Source organism: Clostridium sp. UBA4548 (genome assembly GCF_002387895.1).
In the GTDB taxonomy this organism is placed as follows: domain Bacteria; phylum Bacillota; class Clostridia; order Clostridiales; family Clostridiaceae; genus Clostridium_J.
Genome location: NZ_DGLI01000048.1, coordinates 117,306 through 144,260 on the forward strand (window position 1 = coordinate 117,306; position 26,955 = coordinate 144,260).

Annotated in this window: 24 protein-coding genes; all 24 read left to right on the forward strand. The window is 31.1% G+C overall.

Features of this window, described 5'->3' with window-relative positions:
- The first annotated feature begins 433 nt into the window (after window positions 1-433).
- The 24 genes from galU (at window position 434) to uvrA (ending at window position 26,701) form a co-directional block, all read left to right on the forward strand.
- Window positions 434-1,297, forward strand: a complete 864-nt coding sequence (gene galU / locus B3040_RS18130) for a UTP--glucose-1-phosphate uridylyltransferase GalU (RefSeq protein ID WP_291576421.1) — start codon at window positions 434-436, stop codon at window positions 1,295-1,297.
- A 177-nt stretch (window positions 1,298-1,474) separates the two neighbouring features.
- On the forward strand, window positions 1,475-1,654 hold the full coding sequence (locus B3040_RS18135; RefSeq protein WP_291576423.1) for a hypothetical protein: 180 nt from the start codon (window positions 1,475-1,477) through the stop codon (window positions 1,652-1,654).
- A 593-nt stretch (window positions 1,655-2,247) separates the two neighbouring features.
- Window positions 2,248-4,275 carry a sensor histidine kinase gene (locus B3040_RS18140; protein ID WP_291576425.1) on the forward strand — a complete coding sequence of 676 codons (2,028 nt, stop codon included), beginning with the start codon at window positions 2,248-2,250 and terminating at the stop codon, window positions 4,273-4,275.
- A gap of 275 nt (window positions 4,276-4,550) precedes the next feature.
- Window positions 4,551-4,892: a single-stranded DNA-binding protein gene (locus B3040_RS18145; RefSeq protein ID WP_017414074.1), complete on the forward strand. Its 342-nt coding sequence runs from the start codon at window positions 4,551-4,553 to the stop codon at window positions 4,890-4,892.
- Between the two features lie 253 nt (window positions 4,893-5,145).
- Window positions 5,146-6,096, forward strand: coding sequence for an AAA family ATPase (locus tag B3040_RS18150; protein ID WP_291576428.1), 951 nt, complete (start codon window positions 5,146-5,148; stop codon window positions 6,094-6,096).
- Window positions 6,097-6,106: 10 nt separating this feature from the next.
- A complete protein-coding gene (locus B3040_RS18155; RefSeq protein WP_291576431.1) occupies window positions 6,107-7,234 on the forward strand; it encodes a DUF58 domain-containing protein in 1,128 nt (375 codons plus the stop codon).
- Window positions 7,234-8,490, forward strand: a complete 1,257-nt coding sequence (locus B3040_RS18160) for a hypothetical protein (RefSeq protein ID WP_291576433.1) — start codon at window positions 7,234-7,236, stop codon at window positions 8,488-8,490. The genes B3040_RS18155 and B3040_RS18160 overlap by 1 nt, the downstream gene beginning before the upstream one ends.
- 547 nt (window positions 8,491-9,037) lie before the next feature.
- Window positions 9,038-9,388, forward strand: a complete 351-nt coding sequence (locus tag B3040_RS18165) for a DUF6514 family protein (protein WP_291576435.1) — start codon at window positions 9,038-9,040, stop codon at window positions 9,386-9,388.
- A gap of 318 nt (window positions 9,389-9,706) precedes the next feature.
- Complete coding sequence (gene acpS, locus B3040_RS18170; protein ID WP_291576437.1) at window positions 9,707-10,117, forward strand: holo-ACP synthase; 411 nt, start codon at window positions 9,707-9,709, stop codon at window positions 10,115-10,117.
- Complete coding sequence (locus tag B3040_RS18175; RefSeq protein ID WP_291576439.1) at window positions 10,083-10,985, forward strand: NAD(P)H-hydrate dehydratase; 903 nt, start codon at window positions 10,083-10,085, stop codon at window positions 10,983-10,985. Before acpS ends, B3040_RS18175 begins: the two co-directional genes overlap by 35 nt.
- Window positions 10,986-11,150: 165 nt before the next feature.
- Complete coding sequence (locus B3040_RS18180; protein ID WP_291576441.1) at window positions 11,151-11,768, forward strand: germination lipoprotein GerS-related protein; 618 nt, start codon at window positions 11,151-11,153, stop codon at window positions 11,766-11,768.
- Window positions 11,769-11,803: 35 nt separating this feature from the next.
- Window positions 11,804-12,967, forward strand: a complete 1,164-nt coding sequence (alr, locus tag B3040_RS18185) for an alanine racemase (protein WP_291576443.1) — start codon at window positions 11,804-11,806, stop codon at window positions 12,965-12,967.
- Window positions 12,968-13,114: 147 nt separating this feature from the next.
- Entirely contained in the window at window positions 13,115-13,378 is a 264-nt protein-coding gene (locus B3040_RS18190; RefSeq protein ID WP_291576445.1) for a CopG family transcriptional regulator, read from the forward strand.
- A 15-nt stretch (window positions 13,379-13,393) separates the two neighbouring features.
- A complete protein-coding gene (locus B3040_RS18195) occupies window positions 13,394-13,759 on the forward strand; it encodes a type II toxin-antitoxin system PemK/MazF family toxin (protein WP_017414084.1) in 366 nt (121 codons plus the stop codon).
- 402 nt (window positions 13,760-14,161) lie between these two features.
- The gene (locus B3040_RS18200) at window positions 14,162-14,989 is read left to right on the forward strand and encodes a transketolase (protein WP_291576448.1); all 828 of its coding nucleotides are present in this window, start codon (window positions 14,162-14,164) and stop codon (window positions 14,987-14,989) included.
- A complete protein-coding gene (locus B3040_RS18205; protein WP_291576681.1) occupies window positions 14,986-15,927 on the forward strand; it encodes a transketolase family protein in 942 nt (313 codons plus the stop codon). Before B3040_RS18200 ends, B3040_RS18205 begins: the two co-directional genes overlap by 4 nt.
- Window positions 15,928-16,092: 165 nt before the next feature.
- Window positions 16,093-16,290, forward strand: coding sequence for a DUF4250 domain-containing protein (locus tag B3040_RS18210; protein ID WP_291576450.1), 198 nt, complete (start codon window positions 16,093-16,095; stop codon window positions 16,288-16,290).
- Window positions 16,291-16,380: 90 nt separating this feature from the next.
- The gene (locus B3040_RS18215; RefSeq protein ID WP_291576451.1) at window positions 16,381-16,758 is read left to right on the forward strand and encodes a hypothetical protein; all 378 of its coding nucleotides are present in this window, start codon (window positions 16,381-16,383) and stop codon (window positions 16,756-16,758) included.
- 271 nt (window positions 16,759-17,029) lie between these two features.
- Window positions 17,030-17,716 (forward strand): cell division ATP-binding protein FtsE, encoded by a 687-nt coding sequence (gene ftsE, locus B3040_RS18220; RefSeq protein WP_291576453.1) that lies wholly within the window; start codon window positions 17,030-17,032, stop codon window positions 17,714-17,716.
- Window positions 17,706-18,599, forward strand: a complete 894-nt coding sequence (gene ftsX / locus B3040_RS18225) for a permease-like cell division protein FtsX (RefSeq protein WP_291576455.1) — start codon at window positions 17,706-17,708, stop codon at window positions 18,597-18,599. The genes ftsE and ftsX overlap by 11 nt, the downstream gene beginning before the upstream one ends.
- Window positions 18,600-18,981: 382 nt before the next feature.
- Window positions 18,982-20,220 (forward strand): S41 family peptidase, encoded by a 1,239-nt coding sequence (locus B3040_RS18230; protein WP_414632549.1) that lies wholly within the window; start codon window positions 18,982-18,984, stop codon window positions 20,218-20,220.
- Between the two features lie 320 nt (window positions 20,221-20,540).
- Entirely contained in the window at window positions 20,541-21,857 is a 1,317-nt protein-coding gene (locus B3040_RS18235) for a site-2 protease family protein (protein ID WP_291576457.1), read from the forward strand.
- A gap of 12 nt (window positions 21,858-21,869) precedes the next feature.
- A complete protein-coding gene (gene uvrB / locus B3040_RS18240; RefSeq protein ID WP_017414093.1) occupies window positions 21,870-23,855 on the forward strand; it encodes an excinuclease ABC subunit UvrB in 1,986 nt (661 codons plus the stop codon).
- Window positions 23,856-23,875: 20 nt separating this feature from the next.
- A complete protein-coding gene (gene uvrA, locus B3040_RS18245; RefSeq protein ID WP_291576460.1) occupies window positions 23,876-26,701 on the forward strand; it encodes an excinuclease ABC subunit UvrA in 2,826 nt (941 codons plus the stop codon).
- The last annotated feature ends 254 nt before the right edge of the window (window positions 26,702-26,955 follow it).

The following is a 26,955-nucleotide window of genomic DNA, read 5'->3' on the forward strand; positions in this document are numbered from 1 at the left end:
TCACAAGCAAGCTTGTGCATACAAGTAAATAGGTTTCTTAGATAGTAGAGCAGAGCTATCTAAGGGTTCTGTTGATGTAGCATAACTCAATATAGACGAGGATACTGACTTATTTATTTTATGAAGATGCCTAACTCATGATCCTAACTATCCTCCTAAAGATAGCGAGTTTGTCGCTATCTTTTACTTTTTATAGTGTTATATGTTAAAATAATCCTGTAAATGTTTAATAACATTGCAATTAATAAAAGGTTTTGATACGTTATGGAGATAATATAAAGTTGGAAATCCTAAATCTAGTTATACACACCTTCTATAGATCCTTAATAACAAAATTAGTAAGTTAATGTAAAAGGCATAAAGAAGCTACATTAGAATTAAGGATATTAAGACTTTAATTCCATATATATTAATTTTTATGAGGTGATATTATATGAAAGTTAAAAAAGCCATAATACCAGCAGCAGGACTTGGTACTAGATTTTTACCTGCTACAAAAGCAGTGCCTAAGGAAATGCTACCAATAGTAGATAAACCAACAATTCAGTACATAATCGAGGAGGCGGTAGCCTCTGGAATAGAAGAAATTCTTATCATAACTGGAAGAAATAAAAAGCCTATAGAAGATCACTTTGATAAAGCTATTGAATTAGAGTTAAACCTTGAAAAAGGTGGGAAACAAGATTTATTGGAGTTAGTACATGAAAGCACTAACTTAGCAAATATACATTATATAAGACAAAAGGAACCTAAGGGTCTTGGGCATGCCATAAGTTGTGCAAAAGCCTTTGTGGGAAATGAGCCCTTTGCAGTTATGTTAGGTGATGATATTGTTGATAGTGAGGTTCCTTGCTTAAAGCAGTTAATCGAAGCCTATGAAGAAAAAAATGCTACAATTTTGGGTGTTCAAGAAGTAAAGAGAGAAAATGTTAACAAGTATGGTATTGTTAAAGGAACAGAAATTTCTAATAGAGTTTACACTGTTGAAGACTTAGTAGAGAAACCAAAGGTTGAAGAAGCACCTTCTAATGTTGCCATATTAGGAAGATACATAATAACTCCTGAGATTTTTAATATCTTAGAACAGACTAAGCCAGGTAAAGGAGGAGAAATTCAACTAACTGATGCTCTTAAAACTTTGATTTCTAAGGAAGAAATGTATGCTTATGTCTTCGAAGGAAGAAGACATGATGTAGGAGATAAACTAGGATTCCTTCAAGCTACAGTTGAATATGCTTTTAAAAGAGAAGACTTAAAAGAAGACTTTAAGGAGTATTTAAAAGATATATTAAAATAATAGTCATAAAATCCCTGCACTTATAATAATATTTAATGAAATGAAGTTAAATAAAAGAAAGTTAGGTAATGAGTTTATTCTTATTGTCTATATTCTTTTATAGGATTTAAATTTGAAGCTTATAAAATCTTTAAATTTAAGCATCATACTAATTAAATGTAAAGTGGGGGATTTTTTATGTCAAAGCAAAACAGAGGGAAAGCACTATGGAACTTACCGGCAAGAGGAAGAGGGACTTGTCCAGTTTGTAAGGTTGAGAGAATTAAGGTTCTGTATGATAAGACCCTAGGAGATGGTAATAAATTAAAGGTATGTAAAAGGTGTAGGAATAAAAAGATTCAAAGCTTAGAAAAGTAATATAGGTTATACATTGTTTTTTACAATAAAGTTTTTGTAAACAATCTCTACTAAAGAAAATGTAAATAGTGAGAGTTTGATTATGAATTTTTTTAATTCAATGTATATAAATAAAGGTATGTTGAAAATGTAAAGGGAACAAAAATGGAGAAAGCGATTGTCATCCATTTTTGTTCTTTTTTATTTTATATAAAGAAACTATAAATTTTACTCTAATTTCGACATAGAGATTATTATGGAGTAATTTATAGAGAGTATAGAGTAAAGAATAATTAAATAATTAGTATACTAATTATTAGAGTGGCTAAATATAGTCATAATGCAAAATGTGGTAGTATATTTTTATATATAACTTTAATATGAAGGAATATATAAACAGTTTTCAAGATAAGGAAATAAGAAAAAATAGAACGATTTTAATTAGGATTATAATTATATTAAAAAATGTTTAAGGAATAAACGATATATGTAGAATTTGAAAGAAATTTAACGGAAAAAATTTGTAAAATACCTTTATATTATAGTGTAAAATATAAACTGCATGATTTATTTATAATGTAAATAAGTAGTAGATATTGTATAGGAGGATATCAATGATTTCAATTACTAATGTAGATGTTGAATTTTATGATATTCTTTCGGACCCTGTAATAATTATTGGTGAGAATAATAAAGTTTTGTACTGCAATGAAAGAGCTATAAGATTTTTAAGATTCTCTACTTTAATGGAGATAAAGAATTTGCCGTTAGATAACTTTGTACAGTTTATGGGTGATGAAGAAGTAAAATTTAATTATGAGTTTTTAAGCCAAAGAAAAATATTGAATAGAATAAGAACTAAGATAAGTACATCTTTTCATGAGAACATTAAAGTAGAGATAGTTGGAAAAGGTGTTGTTTTTGATGGGATGGAAGCCATACTACTTTTGTTCAAGTTAGATGACTTACTTCACGAAGAGCAAAAGCTTGTTAATGATTATTTTGCAGATATAACAAGTAATGGATATAAAGAAATTGAAACAGTAGAAGATAATATTCAGGTGGAAGGATTGAATCAACTTAGTGAAGGAACTTTAAAAACTATAATTACCCATACACCTAATTCTGTGATTTTAGTTAAAAAGGGAGCAATCATATTTGCTAATAAGGCAGGTGTTGAGCTTCTAGGCAAAAAAAGTGAGAAGGAAGTATTAGGGGAGGATTTCTTTGAGTTAGTTAAATTTGATTTGGATGCAAAAGAAAATGTCATATGTGATGCTAAAAAGCTAATGGTTAGTGATACAATGCTACCAGTAGTAGAAAGAAAACTTACAAGAAAAGATGGTTCACAAATTTATGCAGAATTAACGGCTATGTGTTTTAAAGAAAATGAAGAAATTTTCACCTTATTTATTGGTAAGAATATTACTAAAAAAGTAGTGGCTGAACAATGTCTTCAGCGCAATCAAGCAAACTACTCTAAAATACTTCAATTTATGCCTTTTGGGGTAGCTATTTATAATGAGGATAAAGTTACATTTTCTAATGATGCCTTGTTTAAAATACTTGGAGTTCAATCGCTGAATGAAATAAATAAAAAGAAAGTCTTTGATTTTGTTCATAAAGATAGTTTGAAAGAAGGTTTTCAAATGTATAGGACTGTATATAAAAATATACAGCAATCAGAATTTAAAGAAATGATTTTAAAAAGAAAAAATGGTACAAAAGTTCAAGTGGAGATGGGGGCAGTGCCCATATTTTTTGACAATAAAATGTCAGTGATTTTTGTAATTCATGATATAATGGAAAGAAAAAAAGCTGAAAAAGATAAATTTAAACTGGACCAAGCATTAAAGTATGACAAGCTAAAAACAGAATTTATCTCTAACGTATCACATGAGTTAAAAACCCCGTTAAATATAATATTAAGTATTGTTCAAGTATTAGAACTTAATCAAGGAAAAGAAGCAAAACATTTAGATAAGAATAAATATTTAGGTGTTATGAAGCAAAATTGTTATCGATTACTAAGACTCATAAATAATTTAATTGATATTACTCGAATTGATGTAGGATACTTAAAAATGGATTTTGGAAATTACGATATAGTGAAAGTTATTGAGGATATAACTTTATCTACAGTAGAATATATTGAGAACAAAGGAATGTCTATAATTTTTGATACAGATATTGAAGAGAAAATTATAGGTATAGATAGAGAAAACATGGAGAGAGTAATGCTCAACTTGCTTTCTAATGCAGTTAAATTTTCAAAGGAAAATGGTGAAATATACGTAAAACTATCGGACTTAGGAGAAAAGGTAAGGATATCTGTAAAGGATAACGGCATAGGTATACCTAAAAATATGCATAAGAAAATATTTGAAAGATTTGTACAAAGTGAATCTCTATTTACTAGATCCCATGAAGGCAGTGGAATAGGTTTATCTTTAGTTAAATCTATAATGCAAGCTCATGGTGGACAAGTTTATGTTAAGAGTAAGGAAAATAGAGGCAGTGAGTTTATATTAGAACTTCCTAACATACTTTCAAAAAAAGAAAGTATGTTAGCACAAAAAAAAGCTGCTAATGCAGGAAATGTACAGAAGATAGAATTAGAGTTTTCAGATATATACAGTTAGTATAGAACATTATTAGGACATAATAATCACAGGTTATTGCTAGGCTATAGAGGATATTTTTTATATCTAGCAACACTGGTTATAACTGTTTAATTACTAGGGATGTTTTTGTAAACAAGTATAATATAAACATAGGATTACTAAACAATAGAATTTGGGAAAAATATTTACAAAGTGTTAACACATATTTGTTGTTATTTTTTTCAAAGGATGATTATAAAGTTCTAGCATGGATAAAATCCTTAAAAGAAGAATATATATTTTGGAGGTAAACCATGAATAGAATTGTTTTAGTTGGAAGATTGACTAGAGATCCAGAAATGAAAGTTCTGGAGGATAATAACAAGGTATTAACTAGAATTATGTTAGCAGTAGACAGACCTTATAAAACCCCAGCGGGAGAAAAGCAAGTAGATTTTATACCAGTAGTGCTTTGGGGAAAGAAAGCAGAAATAGTTAGTGAATATTTAGTTAAGGGAAGTATAATAAGTGTTACTGGAAGACTTCAAACAAAAGTCTATGAAAATGCGGAAGGCCAAAGAAAGTTTATTTCTGAAGTAATCGCAGATGAGTTCCAATTTATGAGTAGTAAAAGGGCAAATGAGAAAATAGTTTAAATAACTTTACATATAACTTCATAAATAGGTTTAGTTAATTAGAGAAATGTGTTTAACGTTATTTCATAATGTTAAATTATTTCTCTTTATTTTTTTGTTCGTATTGATATAATTATATGAATCAAATATGGGGAAAGAGGTTTGCGTGTGATACAAATTTCATAAGTTTTAATATTTTGAAAACTATTTAAAAATATATAAATATGTACGATAAAGTTGGTATAATATATTCATATAGTTAGGAGGTTAATTTATGGAGATTACAAAATTTCAACAGTTTAGCGAAAAAGTTAGGGAAAATATTGGAAAGGTAATAATAGGAAAGAGGGAAAATATAGATAAGATAACAGTAGCCTTTATTACCTCAGGTCATGTACTGTTAGAAGATGTTCCAGGACTTGGAAAGACAAAACTATCAAGAAGTTTAGCTAAGACTATGAATTGTAGCTTTAAAAGAATTCAATTTACTCCAGATTTATTACCGTCAGACTTAACTGGGATTTATTTTTATAACCAACGTAGTCAAGAATTCGAGTTTAGAGAAGGTCCGCTTTTAAGCCAAATAGTATTGGCGGATGAAATAAATAGAGCTACTCCAAGAACTCAATCTGCTCTTTTAGAGTGTATGGAAGAAAGACAAATTACTGTAGAAGGAAACACTATTCCTTTAAAAAAACCTTTCTTTGTTATAGCAACGCAAAACCCTGTAGAGCAATTTGGAACCTTCCCATTACCAGAAGCACAGCTAGATAGATTTTTTATTAAGCTTTCTATGGGTTATCCGGATTATAATGAAGAAAAGCAAATGTTAGATAGATTTATGGAGTCAGACCCCTTAGATACCTTACAATCAGTAGTAACTATGGAAGAGATAGAGTATGTACAAGATAACTACAGTAAGGTTCATGTAAGTGAAGAAATTAAGAACTACATTTTGGATATTGTTAAAGCTACAAGAGTTCATAAGGAAATTGAACTTGGCTGCAGCCCTAGAGCATCCTTAAATATGATGAAGGGGTGTCAAGCTTTAGCAGCCATCAGAGGAAGAGATTATGTTATTCCAGAAGATGTGAAAGAACTTGCGGTACCAATTATGAGTCATAGAATTATAGTTAAAAATGAAATAAATATTGGAAATAATAAAGCACAAAGCGTAATTAATGATATATTGAACACTGTTGAAACTCCCTTAGAAAAAATATAGGGGTGATACCATGTTATTTCAATATTTATTCTTAATAGCTCTGGTTGCCTTGCTTGTGATATTTGCTGACTTTACTAGAAGAAAGGGCTTTGATAATCTTAAAATATATAGAACCATAGAAAAAAATAGGCTAGTAGAAGGTGAAACCTTTGAAATGACTATGGTACTAGAAAATAATAAGCGATTACCCTTATTTTTTCTGGCAATTGAAGAGAAAATCCCAGCAGGATTAAAATATGCTAATGATGCAACCATGTTTAGGGAAGGCAATGATATTTGGCATGTTAGTAAGTATTCGGTTAAATGGTATGAAAGAAAGAAAAGAATATATACTCTAGTAGGTGCTGAGAGAGGTACTTATTTAATAAAAAATATGAGAATAAATGTAGGAGATATATTTGGATTTTCTGCTAATAGCAAAGAGGAAGAAGATTATGTAGAAATTTTAGTTTATCCAAGAATTCATGGTATTAATAAGTATGAGTTTGATATCACTAATTTTCAGGGAGAAGATGCTGTTAGAAGGTGGATACACAAGGACCCTCTTTTTATTAAAGGTATAAGAGAATATAATGTTGAAGATAGAATGAAGGATATCCATTGGAAGTCCAGTTTAAAAATGAATAAGCTTATGGTTAAAGACTATGACTATACCTCAGAACGAGAGCTAGTTATAATTTTAAACCTTCAATGTGGAGATCCGTACTGGACAAACATTCAAAAAGATGCTATTGACTCAGGAGCTAGGATTGCAGCTTCTTTAGCAGCTAAAGCCTTAAAGGAAGGAATTCCTACTGGACTTTGGACAAACGCTCAGTTAGTAACCTTTGACACTAAAGTTCCAAATGAAATAAAGCCAGCTATGAATAGTTTTACTAGCATTATGGAGATGTGTGCAAGAGTTGATTTAGCTATAAAGTGTGATTTTAATGAGTATTTAGCTAGCAGACTTCAACACTTAAATCCTAATTGCACCTATGTAATTATATCATCATACTTTAATGACAAGGATATAAACCTAATAACTAAGATGAGAAAAAATGGGTATAGGTTAAAAATTATAGATGTTTCTTTAAAATCCTCCTTGCCTAATATAGAAGGTATAGAAAAAATAGTATATAAAGGGGGAGTAAGATAATGAGTTGGTTTAGGCAAATAAAAACTCTGTACTCTTCAACTTATGTGCTAATGATATATATTATCTGGACAATGTTAACTTGTACCTTCATAGCTAATGAAGTATCCTTTAACCTTTATTTAATTACTTTGTTTAATGTGTTTTTAATGGAGTATTTATATGATAAGGAATATAAAAAGCACATAATTCTTTTGGTTCCTTTAATAATTGGAGCAGTAATATTATGGATTATTTACGACCCATATAAAGCGATACTAAATTATTTATTCTTTACAGCTTCAATAATTGTAGTTTATAGAGAAGAACCTAATCAAATAAATTATTATGAATATAAGCAAAGATGGATTGCAGGAGCTTATCTCATGGTAGGAGTCGCTGTATTTATTTTCATCTTTTCCTATCCATTGTTAGAGAAAATGTTTAGAGTATTTGTTATGTATCTGATTTTAGTGGTTATTAACTTAAGAGAAAGTTTAAGATATAGCTATAATATCAGAAGCAAGCATTCTAAATATATAAACCTAGGAATCATAGGGTTCATGGTTATTATCTTTCAAGAGCACACCTATAGGATATTCTCAGCTATTGTTAAGTCCATATATGGAGGAATAAACTATATTTTAAATATAATTTTAGGCGTTATTATTATTATAGTACGTTATCCTGTTGCTTATGGAGTAGAACTTTTAGGTAAGCTATTTGCAAACAGGGAAATGAATGCTGAAGCAGTACTTGAAGGATTTGCTAAGGTTAATGTACCAATAGAAGAACTTTTTAAGCAGGATACTTTTAGAGATGAAGCTTCTATAGCTTACGTAGCTGTAATATTAAAAATTATACTAGCTGCAGCTATTATAATAATAATTGTGAGAAGTCTTTCAGCTTTAATTAAAGTAGAGAAAAGAGAAGAAGGTTACGTTGAGCTCAGGGAAAAACTTAATGACAAGAAAAAGAATAAAGAAGGGCTTATACAAAAACTTAAAAAAACTATATTTAGGAAAAGAGGAAATCTTAGAGAAGAAATTCTTTACAGCTACAGTGAGTTTGAAAGAGTTACGGAAAAGGCAGAAATTTTCAAACCATATATGACTGCTTCACAACTAAAAAATGTAACAAAAATTAAAGTTGATAATATAGATAAGCTGGATGAAATGACGGACATATATAATAAAGCTAAATTTTCAAAAAAAGAACTTAAGGGAGAAAACCTAGAAGTAGTAAAGAAGGCAGTGGATAATATAAAATCACAATTATAACTATAAATTATATAATAAATATTATATAATTTTAGTTATAAAATATTATGAACAAAATGAAAACCTAGGCTTCGGACACCACTTTGTTTTAGGTAAAACTTCTTCTAGAGAGTTTGTTTAAAATAAAGGTGATGATTATTTAGGAGTCTAGTTTTTTTTCGACAAATGTAGAATTCTCAAATTGATTAATGCAACCTTTAGTTAAAATATTTTACAAAAAGGTTGACAATTAGTTGATAAAACATAGGGTTTTACAAAAAGGTTGAAGAGCTAAAAGAATGATTTTTACAAAAAGGTAGCGACTATTTTACAAAAAAGCTTCAACAAATTTAGTATTTTCCGACACAAAAAGAACTATAATGACCACTTAAATGTAAATATAAGGAAAAATATCTGATTGATACTACATTAAGATATCAATTTCATGATGATTGTGTCATTTTTAAGGGAGAATCTTTAAAAACTCCCACCATTAAGTGACACAATTTTCGTTTTCTTAGTGTTAAAATTTATTCATAGAGTTAGTAATAACAAGGGGGTTATCTAAGTGGTAGTTGAAACTTTAATGAATAAGGTATTAGAAGAGGGACGAGAGTTTACATACGTATATAAACTTCTAAAAAATGATTTTCTTATGGAAGTTGATGGTAACCAAAGAAATGTACAAGCATATGGTATTGAAATAGAAACACAAGGCGTAGTTAACGGAGAAGTAGAAAAAATTTATAGTGACTGCGAAAAATATATTAGTCCTCAAAGACATAAGGTGAAAGCATTGTTAAAGTTATTAAGTGATAATGCTGTATCACCAATCCATTTCATAGATATTGCTGGAGAATATATAGATGAATATATAAGTGATTTTGATGAAGAGTTTAAAGGAATAGCTAGTTGCTAAGGGAGATTTTACTCCCTTATTTTTTATACAAAATTAAATTTCATGGTTGAAGTCTATACAATAAGATTAAGTTTTATGGTAATATATTTAAAAGAACCTAAATTTTGAAAGGGTATTTTAAATGCAAATAGAAGGCTTGTATGGAGGGTTATTGCATATAAGGTATCTATGTCCTAGGATTAGCAATGTAGGTTTTAAGTAATTACAGAATCTTTTGCTAAATACAGGTTCTTTAAATTTATTTTATAACTGTTAGTGAAAATGAATATGCTCCTTTAGGAACTTTTTCATTATTTAATGAAAGAAGGGGGTGGTGTTGTGATAGTAGGTGTAGGAGTAGATATAATTGAGATTAGAAGAATAAGATCTGCATTAGATAAGGGTGAAGGATTTTTACAAAGGATTTTTACTAGTGAAGAAATAGAATATCTCAAAGGTAGAAATCTAAGACCAGAGTACATAGCAGGAAGATTTGCAGCAAAGGAAGCTGTGTCTAAAGCTTTAGGCACAGGTTTTAGGGGCTTCGAGTTTAAGGATATTATAATTGAGAGTACTACTCTAGGAAAGCCTATTGTTATATTGAAGGGAAAGGCAAAATTAATTGCTGAAAAACAAGGGGAATATAATTTGCATTTAAGCATTTCTCATGGAGAGGATAGTGCAATAGCTTATGCTGTTTTGGAGGTGAATTCCCATGGAAAGGACCTTGAATATACTAAAGAAGAATAAATTAAGCTCCCTCATATTTAATAGTAGGGAGATAAAGATAGATGAAACTATGATACAAAATGTAATAAGACCTAGGAGTGAGGAGGGATATAAGGGGGATTATGGAAGAGTTTTCATAATTGCAGGCTCTAAAGGGTATGCAGGCGCAGCTTATTTAACAGCTCAAGCAGCAGTAAGAAGTGGGGCTGGACTTGTAACTCTTTGTACTCCAAAGGAACTTCAGGATATTATGAGTGTAAAGCTTACGGAAGCTATGACTTTAAGTTATGAGGATACAGAAAAAATAAATAATATTATAGCTAAAAGCAATGTTATAGCAATTGGCCCTGGCATGGGTAATAGTAGACTGACTTATAATATTTTAAGTGAAACTATTTTAAAAAGTGATTGTCCAATAGTAATAGATGCAGATGGTTTAAATGTTTTACAAAACAATTTAGAACTTTTACAGTGCAAAAATCATGAAGTGATACTTACTCCGCACTATGGTGAAATGGCAAGACTTACAGGGCTTACTGTGGATGAGGTAAAAGAAGATAAGTTGAAAATTGCTAAGAAGTTTGCAAAGGACAATGATATAATTTTATTACTTAAGGGCCATAGGACTATAATTACAGATGGTGAGTATGTATTCATAAATACTACAGGGAATAGTGCAATGGCTTCTGGAGGAATGGGGGACACTTTAACAGGAATTATTGCATCCTTCATTGCTCAGGGATATGAACCTTTAGTAGCTACTTACTTAGCAACTTATGTTCATGGATATTGCGGGGACAAGCTAGCTGAAGATATGTTTTGTGTTAATGCATCTCATTTAATACAAGAGTTACCATTCATAATAAAAGATATTATGAGAAATAAATAAAAAGCATATATTTTGCAAGTAAAATCCAATAAACTTCAGGAAGTTCATAAAACAACTTAAGTTATTTCATCAAGGTATAATTGTCACAATACCAGTAATTGCTGGTTATAGAATGTTACTTTTTATAATAAATATAGTAGTGTATAAATTACTTGGAGGACAGTTATGAGAAAAAAGATTACTTTTACACTACTAGGGATCATGGCAATTTTTATAGTTTTAGCAATTATAGGAGTTGGGATTAGTAAGATATCAAAACCACAAGATCCAGAAGATATAATTACTACTTTATCTAAAAAACAAGGGTATAAAAGTGATGTAACCATAGAAGTGGTTAATGATATGCAAACTCTTGTTTATAAAGGACATCAGGTTTATAAGAAGGATGTAGCTTATAAATTAGATCTTAATGAGGGAAGAACCTTTACTTTTAGGGGTGATGAGGTAACAGTAGTAGATAAAGAAAACAAACGAGACTATAAAGTTGACAAAGCTTTTGATGAAGTATTAAAATATGGTTTTATTGGAGAATACATAGGATTAATATACACAAATGAAGATATAGGTTATAAAAAAGAAACCATTAATGATGAAGAACTATTACTTATAGAGGTTTTAATTCCAGGAAGCAATAGAAATTTGTTTAAAGGAATTATGTACGTAAGTATAAAGGACAACTTACCTAAGAAGCTAGTGATTTACGATGAAAAAGAAAAAGAGAGAGTAAGATACACTTATGACAACTTCAATTGGACTGAGAAAATTAATAATGAGGAATTATAACCTAATTCCTCTAAGTGACTAGTGGGGTGAATAAGTTGTTTAAAGATTTAAGGCCTGTATGGGCAGAAATAAATTTAGATGTACTTGCAGAAAATATGAAGGAAATTAGAAGAGTATCGACTAGTGAAAATATAATAGCAATAATAAAAGCAGATGGTTATGGTCATGGAGCGGTAGATATAGCACCTGTGCTTTTAGAGAATGGTGCTAATAGGTTTGGTGTGGCAATTATAACTGAAGCCATTGAGTTAAGGAAAAATGGTATTAACGTACCTATTATGATATTGGGCTTTACACCACCTACCTTATACGGAAGCATACTTGACTATGAAATTGAGCAAACTATTTATACTTATAGTGATGCAGAAGCTTTGTCTGAAGTTGCAGTTCATGCGAATAAGATTGCTAAAATTCATATAGCAGTGGATACAGGTATGGGAAGAATAGGATTTTTACCTCATGAGGAAAGTGCTTTGGAGGTATATAAAATAAGCAAGTTACCTAATGTAGAAATAGTAGGACTTTTTACTCATTTTTCTTGCTCAGATGATTTTGATAAAACTTATTCGTTATTGCAAGTTAAAAGGTATAATGAGTTTAATGAGAAACTATTAGAATTAGGCGTAAATATTCCAATAAAGCACTTAAGCAATAGTGCTGCAGTGTTAGATTTACCAACAGTTCATTATAATGCAGTGAGACCTGGAATTATACTTTATGGGTATTATCCATCTCAGGAAGTAGCTATGGAAAAAGTAAAGGTAAAACCTGTAATGTCCATAAAGGCAAATATAGTGCACATAAAAACCTTAGGAAAAGGTGAGTATATTAGTTATGGAAGAACTTTTATAACCGAGAGAGAAAGTGTAATTGCTACTTTGCCTATTGGGTACGCAGACGGTTTTACCAGATTGCTGTTTGAAAAAGCAAAAGTTATTGTTGGGGGCAAAATGGCGCCAGTAGTAGGAAGAATTTGCATGGATCAGTGTATGATAGATATTACTGATATTCAAGGAGTAAAAGTAGGAGATGAGGTTATACTTATAGGTGAAGATGAGTATAACAACGTCATTACCGCCGATGATATCGCCAATAAGTTAGGAACTATAAGTTACGAGGTAGTTTGTGCAGTAAGTAAAAGAGTTCCAAGAGTTTACAAAAAGCAAGGTAAAATCATAAAAATAAGGAATTATGTATAAATAAGTCCTAATTATAGAAGAAAAGTGTTAAAAAAATGTTGGAAAAAGTAGAAATATGATTTAATTTCTTTGACATAATGACAGTTGTTGAATTATAATTAATCTGTACATATAGTTGTTATTGTTAACAGGAGGTATTAAATTTCCATGTCTAATTCAAAGAAATTGATCGCTGAACTCTCAAAGACTTTTTGCCAAGAATTTAATGAAGCTTTTCAAAAAGAAAGTAAAAAAAATAGTAGATTTATTGATAAGGGTTTAATACTATATATAGAAGAGAGAAAATCTTCAACCTTTTTGGAGGATATGAAGCATGGCTATTTAGCTATGGCGGAGTTGAATCTAGAGAGTGCGGAAATTGGTTTTGAAAATGATATGTATGATTTAATTGAATATGAAGCTAGGCTTTAGGAGAGTGAATGCCTCATGACAACTGTTGTGAAGAGGGGAGATATCTTTTATGCTGACCTGAGTCCAGTAGTTGGCTCAGAGCAAGGTGGGATTAGACCAGTAATCATTATTCAAAATGATATTGGAAATAGATATAGTCCTACTGTAATTGTTGCAGCAATAACTTCTCAGATAAATAAGGCGAAACTCCCTACTCATGTGGAAATATCTTCAGAAGAGTATGGTTTGAATAAAGATTCAGTAGTTTTGCTAGAGCAAGTGAGAACCTTAGATAAAAGAAGGCTTAAGGAAAAAATTGGTCACATGACCGATGATGACATGGAAAAAGTAGATGTTGCATTGATGATCAGTTTAGACTTAAAGGTTAAAAGTAAAAGTTAATACAAAAAAAATTGGACTGTTAGATTATTAGCTAGCAGTCTTTCTATTTTTTAACTATGTAATTAAGAAGGATTATAATTACTTAAATTCTTGTAACTAAATAAATTGGTTATATAAAAGAAAATAATTTGCCACACTTTAAAAGAAAAAATATTGTGGCAATAATAAAAACTAAATCACAATAGTGAGAAAAAACTAATTAAAGTATCACAAATATCATTAATATAAGTAAAAAACAGCATAATTCAATAATAAAGCATTATTAGAGTATCATAAATTTTCTTTTTTTATGAGAATTTGTCCACTTATTTATAATAAAATGTTGTTAAATTACAACAAACTGTTGTTAAAAAGAAGAAAATTGTTATAATAAACTATAGAAGTAAATCTAGGAGGTATACTATGAAAAAATCGCTAGAGTCATTAAAAGATATTACTAAGAATATAAGACAGGACATAATTAAAATGTTAACAGAGTCAGGTTCAGGACACCCAGGTGGCTCCTTATCAGCAGTAGAAATTATGACTACATTATATTTTAATGAAATGAATGTGGATCCTAAAAATCCAAAAGATCCTAACAGAGATAGATTTGTACTTTCAAAGGGACACGCTGCTCCAGTATTATATAGTGTTCTTGCTGAAAAAGGATTTTTCAATAAAGAAGAGTTAATGGGATTAAGAAAATTAGGATCAATGTTACAAGGACATCCTAATATGAATTACATACCAGGTGTAGATATGTCTACAGGATCCTTAGGTCAAGGGATTTCAGCAGCAGTAGGAATGGCTCTTGCTGGAAAGTTAGATAAAAAGGAATATAGAGTATACACTTTGCTAGGAGACGGTGAACTTGAAGAAGGTCAAGTTTGGGAAGCTTCTATGGCAGCAGCACATTATAAATTAGATAATTTAACTGCTTTTGTTGATTTTAATGGCCTTCAAATTGATGGCGATGTAGAAGATGTAATGAATCCAAATCCAATTGCAGATAAGTTTGTTGCCTTTGGATGGAATGTGATTGCTCTTGAAGATGGTCATGATTTAGAGGCTATAAAAAATGCTATTGAAGAAGGTAAAAAGGTTAAGGATAAACCTACTATGGTAGTATGTAAAACTATAAAAGGTAAGGGTGTATCTTTCATGGAGAATGAAGCAGGGTGGCATGGTTCTACTCCTAATAAAGAGCAATGTGAACAAGCGTTAAGTGAAATTGGAGGGGAAGCATAATGAGTAAAATAGCAACAAGAGAAGCTTATGGAAAAGCACTTGCTAGAATAGGTCAAGAAAACGAAAATATAGTAGTGCTTGATGCGGATTTATCAAAATCTACTAAAACAGCAGATTTTAAAAAAGTTTGCCCTGATAGATTTATAAACATGGGGATTGCAGAAGGAAATATGATGACTGTAGCAGCGGGGCTTGCTGCTTGTGGTAAAATTCCATTTGCATCAACTTTTGCTATGTTTGCAGCAGGAAGAGCTTTCGAACAAATCAGAAACTCAATATGCTATCCAAAATTAAATGTAAAAGTTTGTGCAACTCATGCAGGAATTACAGTTGGTGAAGATGGAGCTTCTCACCAGTCAGTTGAAGATATATCTTTAATGAGAAGTATACCAAATATGGTTGTTATTAGTCCAAGTGATGCAGTGGAAACTGAAGCTGCTATTGAGGCAGTAGCAAAATATAATGGACCATGCTATGTGAGATTAGGTAGAAGTGGTGTACCAGTTATTAATGATAATGAAGGTTATAAATTCGAAATTGGTAAAGGCGTGATTTTAAGAGAAGGTAAAGATGTAGCTATAATTGCTACTGGAATAATGGTAGATGCTGCTCTTGAAGCGTGCAATATTTTAGCTGAAGAAGGAATTAAGGCTAGAGTTATTAACATTCACACAATAAAACCTATTGATGAAGAGTTAATTGGAAAAGCTGCTAGGGAAACAGGACTTATTATTACTGCAGAAGAACATAGTATAATAGGTGGACTTGGTTCAGCAGTTGCAGAGGTTGTTACCTCTTTACATGCTGTGCCAGTAATAAGAGTTGGAATAAAAGATACCTTTGGTGAAAGTGGAAAACCAGCAGAGCTTTTAAAAGCCTATGGATTAACTTCTGAAGACATAGTAAAAGCAGTTAAAAAAGGGCTTGAATTAAAATAAAATTTTTAAGCATAAAGCTAGTTTTTAAGGTTAATTTTAAAATAAGTTTAATAACTTCTAAAGGTGGATTTTAAAATCCACCTTTAATTTTATAAATGTTATGTAACTCTGCCTTGAAAGTTTTCACTACGAGTTATAATAACATGGTGTAAGGAGAAAAAGTTTATGGATAGAGATACTTTACTAAAAATGGATTCTTATATGGCTTTAAGTATAGTAAATATGAAATTAAGGGATGAGTTTAGTTCCTTAGAGGATTTTGCTCTGTATTGTAATATTGAAACAAAAGAAATTCAACATAAATTAAGTGAAATAGGCTATGAATATGATTGTATAACTAATAGATTTATATCTATGATTTAGTGATTTTTCAGACAAATTGTGATATAATTTTTACACTGATAAATTTTTTAAGAGTTGAAGAATTTTATCACAGTAAGGAGAGAAGTAATTATGAAAACAGCAATAGCTAATTTTTTTGAGGATTTCGTATACTGCATAAAGCTTTCTTTGAAAATAACTCTTCTTCCAATTTTGATTGGTTTGGTAGCTACAACTATATATTGCTTAATAAGCAAAAATCCAATATCTTTGTATGCTTTACTAAGAGGAGTTAGAAATACTGGTATAATTATGTCATGTTTTGGTTTGTTTATTTGCGCTTTAGCATTTTTGAAACCAGATACCCTTGGTCCTTTAAATTATCAAAAACAGTGGAGAATGTATTTTGTGAAGTTTAATTTAGTTGGAGCAATAATGTGTATTTGTACACTAATACTATTTTATTTTCTTATGTTTGATTTAGGATTGTGGTATATGTATTCCGCATAAAATAAAATTACAAGTAAATTTTGTCGAAGATGGAAATGTTATTACAACATTTCCATTAATTTTTATACAAAATAACATGTTTTTCACTATATTTTTTGTTTTTAATTATTTTATCTTGTATTTTTATGTTATAATGAACATATATTTTTACGCACATGGATTTGATTTGCACAAAAACAGATTAAATTAACTATATAATAAAAAAATATGGTTAAATTACTTAGGCTATGCATTGATTAAAGAAAAAATTTTAAGGAGAGTGAGAGTTTACATGATAGAATTTAAGAATGTAACTAAAGTTTATGATAATAATGTTCTTGCACTATCGAATTTAAATATAAATATAGACAAAGGTGAATTTGTTTTCCTTGTAGGGCCTAGTGGAGCAGGAAAATCAACTTTCATAAAAATGTTATTAAAGGAAGTAGATCCAACAGCAGGAGAAGTTATAATTGCAGGTACTAATATAACTAAACTTACCCATAAGGAAGTTCCTTTTTATAGAAGAAAGATTGGAGTGGTATTCCAAGATTTTAGATTGATACCAACTTTAAATATATACGAGAATGTAGCTTTTGCCCTAAGAGTTATAGGTGCTAGTGAAAGAGAAATTCAAAAGAAAGTTCCATCAGTTCTAGCAATGGTAGGACTAACAAAAAAGAGAAATGCATTTCCAAATCAATTGTCTGGTGGGGAACAGCAAAGAGTTTCTATTGCTAGATCTATAGTAAATAGTCCATCTCTTTTAATTGCGGACGAGCCTACAGGAAATCTTGACCCTGAAACTTCACTAGAGATTATGGATATTATCAGTGATATAAACAGAGCAGGAACTACTATTGTTATGGCAACTCATGCTAAAGATATTGTTGATACCATGAAAAAGAGAGTTATAGCCATAGAAAAAGGTACAGTAGCGAGAGATGAAGAAAGGGGTAAATACGGATATGAAATTTGATTCAGTTAAGTATTTTTTTAATGATGCTTTTAAAAGTATAAGAAGAAATAGAACTTTGAGCATTGCTTCTGTTGCAACTGTAGCAGCTACACTATTTATTTTAGGGGTAATAACTTTAACCATGGTAAATGTTAATAAGGCAGTGGAACAGTTGGGTTCAAAGGTTGAAGTAAAGGTGTTTTTGAAAGATGACATCACAGAAGAACAAAAAACTTCTCTAAAGGATAAGTTAGATGGAATTGAAGGAGTAAGAGAAGTAAACATTGAAACTAAAGAACAAGCCTTAGAAAAAGTTAAAGAACAGTTCAAGGAAAATGCTGAAGTTTTAACAGCTGGCTTTGAAGATAAAAATCCTTTTCCAGGCTCTTATACTGTAAAAGTTAATAAGCCAGAGGTAGTAGATGCTATAATAGCAGCCGTAAAGGATACGGAAGGAATTGAAAGCATAAGAGATGCTAGAGAAATAATAGAAAAAATTTCAGCCCTAACTAATTCAGTAAAAGTAGTTGGAGCTGTATCATTTGTAGTATTCATAGTTGTGTCTCTTTTCTTAATTGGAAATACTATAAAAATTACTGTTTATTCAAGAAAACGTGAAATTGGGATAATGAAATATGTAGGGGCTACAGACTGGTTTATAAGATGGCCATTTATTATTGAAGGTGTTATGCTTGGTATAATTGGAGGTATAATTTCTACTATTATCCTAAGCGTAGTTTATAGTTTATTAATAAATAATTTACCTTCAGAGGCGCTAATGGGATTCTCTTTAATAGGGGTATCTTATGTTTGGAAAGTAGTAATTTGGGAGTTTATTCTAGCAGGTATGTTCATAGGAACTGTAGGAAGTATTATTTCAATGAGAAAGTTCTTAAAGGTTTAAGATCTTTTTAGATAAGAAATTTATTTGTTTCTAAGATTTACTGTGAGGCAAGAAAAAAATATTTTTTGAAGACATATTTTAAAATTATGTAGATTTTATTGCACATAGAATTCTATGCAAGTGTATTATAAAATAGATTTAACACAAAATAATATTAAGTTAAAGAGAGACTAAGAAAAATTTTCTTAGTCTCTCTTGCATACGTATAATAGATGTGTTAATGTTAATGTTGTAGAACGTGTGTTTGGGAGATTGCCATAGAGTTAAGAGGAACTTAATAATTATTTCTTTAAAATAATTATTAAAAATTACCTGAAAGTGTTATAATTATCTAGTATTTACATACATAATATATATGGACTATATAGAGAGGGTGGATTTCATGGACAATGGGAATATGAAAAGTGAAAAAAGAAAATGGATAAGAAGAACTGTGGCAATAGTGCTTTTTACCAATGTCCTTACCTTTGGCATTACCAATCTTATTTCTTTTAAAATGCCCAATGGAAAGGTATTAGTTAGCAGAAAAACTTACGAAAATATAATTGATTTTGAAAAGCTATATACCATAAAGGATAAGATAGATAAATATTATATTGGAGAAATTAATAAAGATAAGTTGGTTGAGGGAGCAGCAAAGGGAATGGCGGCAGCTTTACAGGATCCATACACTGTATTTATGAATGAAGCTGAGTTCTCAGATTTTGCCACTCAAACTGGTGGAACTTATGTAGGACTTGGATTACAGATTGGAGCTAAAGAAGATAAGATAGTAGTTATATCAACCTTTGAAAATTCTCCAGCTGAAAAGGCAGGAATTCTAAAAGGTGACATAATTGAAAGTGTTAATGATATTACTGTGACAGCTCAGGACATGGAAAAGGCTACTTCCATGATGAAGGGCAAAGCAGGCGAAGAGGTTAAACTAAGCCTTTCAAGACAGACTAGGGGGACCTTTGAGGTTAAAGCAAAAAGGGCAGAAATAGAAATGGTAACAGTTAAAAGTGAAATCCTTGAAAATGGTATTGGTTATATTCAAGTTTCAATGTTTGATGAACACACTGCAAGTAATTTCGACAATGCTTTAAAAAATTTAACTGCAAAAGGAATGAAGAGCCTAGTATTAGATTTAAGAGAAAACCCTGGTGGGCTATTAGATCAAACAGTAAAAATGACTTCTAATTTTGTGGCTAAAGGGAAGAATATAGTGTACACAGAGGATAAAGAAAAAAATAAAAAAAATTATGACTCTATAGGAGGAATTGCTGAGGGATTGCCTTTAACCATCTTAATTGATGGCGGCTCTGCTAGTGCCTCAGAAATTTTTGTCGGAGCAATTAAAGATTATGGCTTAGGAACTTTAGTAGGAGAAAAGACCTTTGGAAAAGGTGTCGTTCAAACTACTTTCTATAGAGATAAGGATGGCTTTGGAGATGGAACAGCTCTTAAAGTTACAATTTCTAAGTACTTTACTCCAAATGGGCAAAATATTCATGGTATAGGAATAGCACCAGATGTAGAGGTGCTTTACCCACAAGAGTTAAAAGAAAAACCTTATAATAGGGATTCAGATCCCCAATTCAAAAAGGCTTTAGAAGTAGCCAGAGAAAAGTTGAAATAAAATTTTATTAAGTATCTGCTGGGCACATAAAATGAATAACAAATAAGGATGCATAATAAACTTGCATTACATTGGTTATTTTTATGGGGAAAAGTGGATACTTAATTTCTATGGAATTTCAAGGTGAATATTTCAGTTATAACACAAACCTGCTTCCAAAGTTGTTTAATAAAATGAACTTGTTCATTATATAACGAGCTTTTAGCTTGGCATTGAGTATTAAGCTTAATACTCAATAATTAAAGTGTTGAATTTAGTTGCTTATTGATATAATATATGTATATTTGTAGTTTAGCATAATGTGAGAGGAGGCATTAAACATGGAGCTACTTATTTATACCTTAACACAAGTTTCTTATGCTATCGTTGAGCCATCTTATGCTTTTGTTTTAATAATGATGGGAATTGTTTTTTATATTAAAAATAGAAAAACTGCTACCTTAGAAAAGTTAATTATGGGCGAAAATTCTACATCTCCCTTCGAACTTACCATTTCACAAATTGTTATGGGGATATTTGGTGGGGTTTTAGCTAGTATGATTTTTACATATTTAGGTGTAGTATTTCATATGAATTCCAATATTTACATAGTTTTCATGATATCTATTTTACTGATGTTTTTTAATCCTAGGTTTCTGTGCTTGTCTTATTCAGGCGCTGTATTAGGAGTAACGTCTATATTATTGAATATAGCTTCGAAATTCTTAAATAATCCAAGTCTAAATTTATTAAAAGTAGATATTACAAGTCTTTTGCTATTAATAGGAGTAATGCATGTAGTGGAAGGAATATTAGTAATATTAGATGGAAAAAGGGGAGCTATTCCAGTATTTGGGGGAAGAGATAGGAAAATTGTAGGTGGATTCGCCTTTAAAAGACAATGGATACTTCCAGTGGCAATACTAATGATGATGGAAGCCACTAGTGGAACTTTTATATCAGGAGAAGCTGTGGCGACACCACAGTGGTGGCCAATAGTAAATCACAGTGCAAATAAAGCCTTGTTTGAAACTATGATAATTGGAGCATTACCTTTATTTGCTGGAGTTGGATATTCTTCAGTAACTTTTACTAAGAGTAAAACAGCTAAAACTCTTTTTTCAGGAACCTTAATTATTGGGTTTGGAATTTTTGTTTCAGCATTATCTATATTTAGTAATTATGGTTTTGTTGTTCAATTATTATTACTTATAATTACACCTCTAGCTCATGAAGCAATGATAGCCTTTGAGAAGTATACTGAGAGAAATGATGAACCTATGTATTCTAGTAATGAAGAAGGCATAAGAATTCTTGAGGTAGCACCAAAGTCCTTGGCTAGTACCATGGGACTAAAGTCAGGAGATTTAATACTTGAAATTAACGATAATAAAATAACTACCGATGAAATGATGTTTAGTTTTCTAGAAACTATTCCTAATTATATTTGGATGAAGATTAAAAAGGCAAATGGTGAAATTAGAGAAATAAGTCATACAAAAGTAAGCAATGAGGGAAGAATAGGAATTGTCATCGTTCCTAGAAATATTCCATCTAAGTCAAGAATAATGAAAACAGAAGAGGGAAACTTTACTGATGTTTTAAATAAATTAAGAAAAAAAGAACAAGATGATGAAGATAAGGAAAATAAAGAATAATGAGGTGAATATATGACAGGATTTAAAATTCACTCAAAATTTAAACCTATGGGGGATCAACCACAGGCAATAGAGAGTATAGCAAGAGGTATTAGAGAAGATAAAAAGTTTCAAACCCTGCTAGGAGTTACTGGTTCAGGAAAAACCTTTACTATGGCAAATATTATTGAAAAGGTGCAAAGACCAACTTTGGTACTGGCACATAACAAAACTTTAGCGGCTCAGCTTTGTTCGGAATTTAAGGAGTTTTTTCCGGAGAATGCAGTAGAATATTTTGTGTCTTACTATGATTACTATCAACCAGAGGCCTATGTTGCTCAAACAGATACCTTTATCGAAAAGGATGCCTCAATTAATGACGAAATAGAAATGCTGAGACACTCTGCTACCTCTGCCTTAATTGAAAGGAGAGACGTAATAGTAGTTGCCTCTGTATCTTGTATTTATGGACTAGGTAATCCAGAGGAATATAAGAAGCTAACTGTATCTTTAAGAGAAGGTATGGAAAAAGATAGAAATGCGGTTATAAGACAACTTGTAGATATACAATATGAAAGAAATGATATTAACTTTGTACGTGGTACCTTTAGGGTTAGGGGAGATGTTTTAGATATTTTTCCTGCATCATCTACAAGTAAAGGTATAAGGGTAGAGTTTTTTGGAGATGAAATAGATAGAATTAGGGAATTTGACACATTGACAGGAGAAATAATTTCTGGCAGAAAACATGTTGCTATTTTCCCAGCCTCTCACTTTGCAACTTCCAAGGATAGGTTAGAAATTGCTATAAAGCAAATTGAAATGGAACTTGAACAAAGACTAGAGGACCTTAAGAATCAGGATAAACTTTTGGAAGCTCAAAGATTAAAACAAAGAACTAATTTTGATATAGAAATGATGAGAGAAGTAGGATATTGTTCGGGGATAGAAAACTATTCTAGAATTTTAGATGGAAGGCCAGCAGGAACATCACCACAGACCTTAATTGATTATTTTCCAAAGGATTTCTTATTATTTATAGACGAAAGTCATGTAACTCTTCCTCAGATTAGAGCTATGCATGGAGGAGATAAATCAAGAAAGACTTCCTTAGTGGAATATGGCTTTAGACTTCCTTCAGCCTATGATAATAGACCGCTACAATTTGATGAGTTTGAACAAAAGCTAAATCAAGTGCTATTTGTTAGTGCTACTCCAAGTAAGTATGAGGCTGAACATAGTGAAAATACAGCAGAACAAATCATTAGACCAACAGGACTTTTAGACCCAGAGGTAATTATACGTCCCATAAAGGGCCAAATTGATGATTTATATGGGGAAATTAATAATACTATTGAAAAAGGCTTTAGAATTCTTGTTACTACCCTTACAAAAAAGATGGCAGAGGATTTAACTAAGTATTTTAAAGAAATGGGAGTAAAAACTACATATTTACACTCAGATATAGATACCATTGAAAGAATGAAAATTATAAGGGATTTGAGAAAAGGCGAATTTGATGTTTTAGTGGGAATTAACCTTTTAAGAGAAGGATTAGACATACCAGAAGTAGCACTAGTAGCAATTTTAGATGCAGATAAGGAAGGATTTTTAAGAAGTGAAACCTCTCTTATACAAACTATTGGAAGAGCTGCTAGAAATTCCGCCAGCAAGGTTATAATGTATGCAGACAATATAACTAATTCAATGGATAAAGCCATATCAGAAACCAATAGAAGAAGAAAAATACAGTTGGAGTATAATGAAGAACATGGAATAACTCCTACAACTATAATGAAGGATATTAGAGATGTAATCGAAGTATCTACTGCCGTGGCAGAAGAGGTTGTAGAATATGGAAGTTTAGAGGAAGCACTAGAAGCTGATAGAGTAGATTTGGGAAAACATGTAGAGAAACTTGAGAAGGAAATGAAACAAGCTGCAAAGGATTTACAATTTGAAACAGCGGCTCGAATCAGAGACGAAGTTCTACGATTGAAAAAAAAGTATAAGTTATAAAATTAATGAAGGAGTAAACTATGAGAGATAAAATATTTATAAAAGGAGCAAAGGTACATAATTTAAAAAATGTAGATTTAGAGATACCTCGTGATAAGTTTGTTGTATTTACAGGCTTGTCGGGATCAGGTAAGTCTTCTTTAGCCTTTGATACCCTTTATGCTGAAGGACAAAGGAGATATGTGGAATCTCTTTCCGCCTATGCAAGACAATTCTTAGGGCAAATGAATAAACCAGAAGTGGAATATATAGAAGGATTATCCCCTGCAATTTCCATAGATCAAAAAACTACAAGTAGAAATCCTCGTTCAACGGTGGGAACTGTAACAGAAATATATGACTACCTAAGACTTTTATATGCAAGAATTGGAGTACCTCACTGCCCAAAGTGCGGTAAGGAAATTACCCAACAAACAGTTGATCAAATGGTAGACCAAGTCATGGGGTTACCTGAAAGAACTAAGCTTCAAGTTCTAGCTCCTGTAATTAGGGGTAAGAAAGGTGAGCATGTAAAGGTTATTGAAAGCATAAAAAAGAATGGGTATGTAAGAGCAAGAGTTGATGGGACTTTAGTTGATTTAGCTGAAGATGAAGTGAAGCTAGATAAAAACAAAAAGCATACTATTGAAATTGTTATAGATAGGATTGTGGTTAAGGAAGGTGTTGAGTCTAGACTTTCTGATTCACTTGAAGCAGCTTTAAAACTAGGCGAAGGATTAGCGATTGTCAGCATAATTGATGGAGAAGATATACTTTTTAGTGAGCAATTTGCTTGTGTTGAGTGTGGAATTAGTATTGGAGAATTGGCACCTAGAATGTTTTCCTTTAACTCTCCATTTGGAAAGTGTGACAAGTGTGATGGATTAGGAACACTTATGGAGATTGACGAAGACTTAATAGTTCCAGACAAAACTAAGAGCATAAGTGAAGGAGCTATAGTTACCTTTGGCGAAAGTAGCTTAAAAGATGATTCTTGGACCTTTTCAGTATTAACTGCCTTAGCTAATCATTACAATTTCAGTTTAGATACACCTTTTGAACAGTTAGAACCTAAGGTAAAAGATATAATCCTATATGGAACTAATGGAGAAAGAATCAGGGTGGAATATACAAAGGAATTTAAAACAGGGGTATACAATCATGCCTTTGAGGGAGTTATAAATAACTTAAAAAGAAGATATTTTGAAACCTCATCAGATTATATAAAAAAAGAAGTAGAAGAGTATATGAGTGACAACCCTTGTCCTAAGTGTAATGGAGCAAGACTTTCAAAAGAGGCCCTTTCAGTAACAATAGGAGAAAAAAATATTTCTCAGCTTTGTCAGTTATCAATTGTAGATGAAATTAAGTTTTTAGATACTTTGGTACTATCAGAAAAGAATGCTATTATTGCTGCACAAATTTTGAAAGAAATTAAGAGCAGATTAAACTTTTTAAAAGATGTAGGTCTTGATTACTTGAATCTGACTCGTTCAGCAGGAACTCTCTCTGGAGGGGAAGCTCAAAGAATTAGACTTGCTACTCAAATTGGCTCAAGTTTAATGGGCGTATTATATATATTAGATGAGCCAAGTATTGGATTACATCAAAGAGATAATGATAAGCTTATTGGAACATTACAACATTTAAGAGATTTAGGAAATACCTTAGTTGTTGTTGAGCATGATGAAGATACTATGAAAGCAGCAGACTTTATAGTAGACATTGGACCTAAAGCTGGTGAACATGGTGGAGAGATTGTTGTTGCTGGAACTATGGAAGATATTATGAATTGTGAAAAATCTATTACAGGACAATATTTAAGCGGCAAGATGAAGGTTCATCTACCAGATGAATACAGAAAAGTTGACTTAGAAAGATCAATTACTGTAAAGGGTGCAAGAGAAAACAACTTAAAAAATGTAACAGTATCTTTTCCATTAGGAGTATTTACTTCAGTTACAGGAGTTTCAGGCTCAGGAAAAAGTACTTTGGTAAATGAAATTTTATACAAAGGGCTTAATAAAAAAATAAATAATACCAAGAAGATTCCAGGAAAACATATAGATATTTTAGGAAGCGAAAATATAGATAAAATTATCAATATTGACCAAAGTCCAATTGGGAGAACTCCAAGAAGTAACCCAGCAACCTATACAGGAGTTTTTGATTTGATAAGAGATGTGTTTGCAACCACTTCAGAAGCTAAAATGAGAGGTTATAAACCAGGAAGATTTAGCTTTAATGTAAAGGGTGGAAGATGTGAAGCTTGTAAAGGTGATGGAATAATAAAAATTGAAATGCAATTTTTATCTGATGTTTATGTACCTTGTGAGGTTTGTAAAGGAAAAAGATATAATAGAGAAACCTTAGAAGTAAGATATAAGGGTAAAAATATTGATGAAGTTCTTGAAATGACAGTAGAAGAAGCTCTTAAGTTCTTTGAAAATCTACCAAGAATAAGTGGTAGATTACAAACACTAATGGATGTAGGACTTGGATATGTTAGACTAGGTCAGCCATCTACAACCTTATCTGGAGGAGAGGCACAAAGAATTAAACTTGCCTATGAACTATCTAAGAGAAGTACAGGAAAAACACTGTATATTCTAGATGAGCCTACGACTGGACTGCATATTGATGATGTGAATAAATTAATTTCTATACTTCAAAGGCTTGTAGAAGGTGGAAATACAGTAGTTGTTATTGAACATAACTTAGACGTAATAAAATGTTCTGATCATATCATAGATTTAGGGCCAGAAGGCGGAGATAAAGGTGGTACTATATTATGTGTTGGTACACCAAGAGATATATGTCGTTGTGAAAAGTCTTATACAGGACAGTATCTTAAAAAAATGTTATAATAATGTAGAATTAGAAGTTAAAGACTTGAAGTTCGGAAAATATTATGTTAAAAATGCCTTAGGGAAACCGTCAGACGGAGGTTCTTATGGTTTCCTAAAGCTTTTAACTATAAAAAATTAGCTTTCAAGTCCTATGACATTTTAAACCTTGGTCAATACCATAATAAAAATTAACTTATTCATTCAATGACCTCACCTTAAATATTTAAGTTACGTATATTATAAAGGGTAACTAGGAAATATAACTAGAAGGT

Coding starts and splice junctions, on each gene's coding strand:
- B3040_RS18135 (WP_291576423.1), top strand. CDS start 1,475: ATGTCAAAGCAAAACAGAGGGAAAGCACTATGGAACTTACCGGCAAGA.
- B3040_RS18175 (WP_291576439.1), top strand. CDS start 10,083: ATGGAAAGGACCTTGAATATACTAAAGAAGAATAAATTAAGCTCCCTC.
- B3040_RS18195 (WP_017414084.1), top strand. CDS start 13,394: ATGACAACTGTTGTGAAGAGGGGAGATATCTTTTATGCTGACCTGAGT.
- B3040_RS18150 (WP_291576428.1), top strand. CDS start 5,146: ATGGAGATTACAAAATTTCAACAGTTTAGCGAAAAAGTTAGGGAAAAT.
- ftsE (WP_291576453.1), top strand. CDS start 17,030: ATGATAGAATTTAAGAATGTAACTAAAGTTTATGATAATAATGTTCTT.
- B3040_RS18190 (WP_291576445.1), top strand. CDS start 13,115: ATGTCTAATTCAAAGAAATTGATCGCTGAACTCTCAAAGACTTTTTGC.
- B3040_RS18235 (WP_291576457.1), top strand. CDS start 20,541: ATGGAGCTACTTATTTATACCTTAACACAAGTTTCTTATGCTATCGTT.
- B3040_RS18140 (WP_291576425.1), top strand. CDS start 2,248: ATGATTTCAATTACTAATGTAGATGTTGAATTTTATGATATTCTTTCG.
- B3040_RS18155 (WP_291576431.1), top strand. CDS start 6,107: ATGTTATTTCAATATTTATTCTTAATAGCTCTGGTTGCCTTGCTTGTG.
- B3040_RS18145 (WP_017414074.1), top strand. CDS start 4,551: ATGAATAGAATTGTTTTAGTTGGAAGATTGACTAGAGATCCAGAAATG.
- B3040_RS18200 (WP_291576448.1), top strand. CDS start 14,162: ATGAAAAAATCGCTAGAGTCATTAAAAGATATTACTAAGAATATAAGA.
- B3040_RS18210 (WP_291576450.1), top strand. CDS start 16,093: ATGGATAGAGATACTTTACTAAAAATGGATTCTTATATGGCTTTAAGT.
- B3040_RS18230 (WP_414632549.1), top strand. CDS start 18,982: ATGGACAATGGGAATATGAAAAGTGAAAAAAGAAAATGGATAAGAAGA.
- uvrB (WP_017414093.1), top strand. CDS start 21,870: ATGACAGGATTTAAAATTCACTCAAAATTTAAACCTATGGGGGATCAA.
- uvrA (WP_291576460.1), top strand. CDS start 23,876: ATGAGAGATAAAATATTTATAAAAGGAGCAAAGGTACATAATTTAAAA.
- galU (WP_291576421.1), top strand. CDS start 434: ATGAAAGTTAAAAAAGCCATAATACCAGCAGCAGGACTTGGTACTAGA.
- B3040_RS18160 (WP_291576433.1), top strand. CDS start 7,234: ATGAGTTGGTTTAGGCAAATAAAAACTCTGTACTCTTCAACTTATGTG.
- B3040_RS18180 (WP_291576441.1), top strand. CDS start 11,151: ATGAGAAAAAAGATTACTTTTACACTACTAGGGATCATGGCAATTTTT.
- B3040_RS18215 (WP_291576451.1), top strand. CDS start 16,381: ATGAAAACAGCAATAGCTAATTTTTTTGAGGATTTCGTATACTGCATA.
- ftsX (WP_291576455.1), top strand. CDS start 17,706: ATGAAATTTGATTCAGTTAAGTATTTTTTTAATGATGCTTTTAAAAGT.